Annotated in this window: 2 protein-coding genes, 3 tRNA genes and 1 pseudogene; 2 read left to right on the top strand and 4 right to left on the bottom strand. The window is 74.8% G+C overall.

Going from position 1 to position 2,461, the window contains the following annotated elements:
* Positions 1–310 (top strand): annotated as a pseudogene (locus GTR00_RS18890) (MerR family transcriptional regulator); the annotation flags it as partial.
* A 57-nt stretch (positions 311–367) separates the two neighbouring features.
* Here the strand turns inward: GTR00_RS18890 and GTR00_RS18885 are convergent.
* The 4 genes from GTR00_RS18885 to gltX all read right to left on the bottom strand — a co-directional run bounded on the left by GTR00_RS18885 (position 368) and on the right by gltX (position 2,390).
* Positions 368–440, bottom strand: a tRNA-Glu gene (locus GTR00_RS18885).
* 73 nt (positions 441–513) lie between these two features.
* Positions 514–586: transfer RNA gene (locus GTR00_RS18880), tRNA-Glu, on the bottom strand.
* A 72-nt stretch (positions 587–658) separates the two neighbouring features.
* Positions 659–730: transfer RNA gene (locus GTR00_RS18875), tRNA-Gln, on the bottom strand.
* Between the two features lie 175 nt (positions 731–905).
* The gene (gltX, locus tag GTR00_RS18870; protein WP_205706186.1) at positions 906–2,390 is read right to left on the bottom strand and encodes a glutamate--tRNA ligase; all 1,485 of its coding nucleotides are present in this window, start codon (positions 2,388–2,390) and stop codon (positions 906–908) included.
* Between gltX and GTR00_RS26045 the strand changes: the two genes are divergently transcribed.
* Positions 2,338–2,461, top strand: a 124-nt coding sequence (locus GTR00_RS26045; RefSeq protein ID WP_323132604.1) for a fumarylacetoacetate hydrolase family protein, incomplete at its 3' end; no start/stop codon positions are given. The genes gltX and GTR00_RS26045 overlap by 53 nt on opposite strands.

Genomic DNA, 2,461 nt, shown 5'->3' with positions numbered 1-2,461 from the left:
GGTGGACGCCGGCTGCGCCACCGCCGCGCAGCTCGGCGCGGCGCTGACGGCGCTGGCGGCCGCCGGGTTGCCGGTCGACCCCGCGGCGCTGCGGCGCTACGTGCGCGCGGCGGACGCCGTGGCCCGCGAGGAGGTCGCCGCCGTGCCCGCCGCGGACACCGCCGACGCCGTGGAGTTCGTGGTGCTGGGCACCGTGCTGCACGAGCCGGTGCTGCTGGCGCTGCGGCGCCTGGCGCAGCAGCACCACTCCGGCGAGCGCTTCGGCAGCGGCGGCCCCCCGCCGCGGCGGGACCGGGGTGCGCAGGGCTGAGGCGCGGGCAGCGGGTACGACGAAGGCCCCCGGTCGTCGACCGGGGGCCTTCAGGGGTAGCCCCGACGGGATTCGAACCCGCGCTACCGCCTTGAGAGGGCGGCGTGCTAGGCCGCTACACAACGGGGCCCCAGCTCGTCCACCCCGGTGGGGGTGGACCCCTTCCAGCACGGACCGCGGTCCAGGACCGCGATCTTCTGGAGTAGCCCCGACGGGATTCGAACCCGCGCTACCGCCTTGAGAGGGCGGCGTGCTAGGCCGCTACACAACGGGGCCCTAGCTCATTCGTCCCGCGAGGGACGAACGTCGTCCAACGGAGGTGGATCGTGATCCATCGCGCCGGAAGCGCTGGGGTACCAGGACTCGAACCTAGACTAACTGAACCAGAATCAGTCGTGCTGCCAATTACACCATACCCCATGGTGATCTCCCGGCCGGCGTCCCGCCCGGGTGCGTCGCAGACTCTACCCGGTCCGCGCACCGCTCCCCAAATCGGCTGCCGGCGGCCGCACCTGAGCCGCCCGCCGCGCCGCCCCGCCGCCGCGTGCCACCGCCGCGTCCCGGCCCGGGGGCCGGGACGCGGCGGGACGGCAGGTCAGCCCAGCGTCGCGCGCAGCCGGCGCAGGCGCGCCAGCGAGGAGTCCCGGCCGAGGATCTCCATCGACTCGAACAGCGGCGGCGACACCCGCCGCCCCGTCACGGCCGTGCGCACCGGCGCGAAGGCGAACTTCGGCTTCACGCCCAGGCCCTCGACCACCGCGGCGCGCAGCGCGGCCTCGACGGCCGGCGTCGTCCACCCCGCCAGCGGCTCCAGCGCCGCCAGGGCGGCGTCGAGCACGTCGGCGGCCTCCGGGCGCAGCGCCGAGAGCGCGTCCTGCTCCAGCACCAGCTCCTCGTCGGGTGCGAAGAGGAACCCGAGCATCCCCGGCGCCTGGCCCAGCAGCGTCATGCGCTCCTGCACCAGCGGCGCGGCCGCGGCCAGCCGGGCGAGCTGCTCGGCGGTGGGCTGCGCGGGCAGCACCGCGCCGGCCTGCAGGTAGGGCACCAGGCGCTCGCGGAAGTCCTCCGGCGCCAGCAGCCGCAGGTGCGCGGCGTTGATCGCCTCGGCCTTGGCCGGGTCGAAGCGGGCCGGGGAGGCGTTGACGTCGGCCACGTCGAAGGCGGCGACCATCTCCTCCACGCCGAAGACGTCGCGGTCCTCGGCGATGCCCCAGCCCAGCAGGGCCAGGTAGTTCAGCAGGCCCTCCGGCACGAAACCGCGGTCGCGGTGGTGGAAGAGGTTGGACTCCGGGTCGCGCTTGGACAGCTTCTTGCTGCCCTCGCCCATCACGTACGGCAGGTGCCCGAAGCGCGGGACCGCCCGGGCCACCCCGACGTCGATGAGGGCCTCGTACAGCGCGATCTGGCGGGCGGTGGAGCTGAGCAGGTCCTCCCCGCGCAGCACGTGCGTGATGCCCATGAGGGCGTCGTCGACGGGGTTGACCAGGGTGTAGAGCGGCTCGCCGTTGGCGCGCACGAGCACCGGGTCCGGGAACGAGCCCGCCTTGAACTCGATGCGCCCGCGCACCAGGTCGTCGAAGGAGTAGTCGCGGTCCTGGGGCACCCGCAGCCGCAGGGTGGGCTCGCGGCCCTGCTCGCGGAAGGCCGCGACCTGCTCCGGCGTCAGGTCGCGGTCGAAGCCGTCGTAGCCCAGCGCCGCGGAGCGCCCGGCCGCCTCGTGGCGCGCCGCGATCTCCTCGGCCGTCGAGAACGACTCGTACAGGTGCCCGGCCTCGCGCAGCCGGCGCACCACGTCGTCGTAGAGGGGGCGGCGCCGGCTCTGCCGGTACGGCTCGTGCGGGCCGCCGACGTCGATGCCCTCGTCCCAGTCGAGCCCGAGCCAGCGCAGCGCCTCGAGGATCTGCGCGTAGCTCTCCTCGCTGTCGCGCGCGGAGTCGGTGTCCTCGATGCGGAAGACGAGCTTGCCGCCGGTGTGGCGCGCGTAGGCCCAGTTGAACAGGGCCGTGCGGATCAGGCCGACGTGCGGGGTGCCGGTCGGCGAGGGGCAGAAGCGGACCCGGACGCCGGAGGGGCCGGACAAGCAGTGGTGGCGCGCCAAGGGCGCCGACGGGTTCACCCCGCTGGGCCCGTGGATCGAGACGGAGCTGGACC

This window comes from Kineococcus indalonis (assembly GCF_009906395.1).
GTDB lineage: Bacteria > Actinomycetota > Actinomycetes > Actinomycetales > Kineococcaceae > Kineococcus > Kineococcus indalonis.
This window is presented reverse-complemented; position numbering and strand designations above follow the sequence as displayed.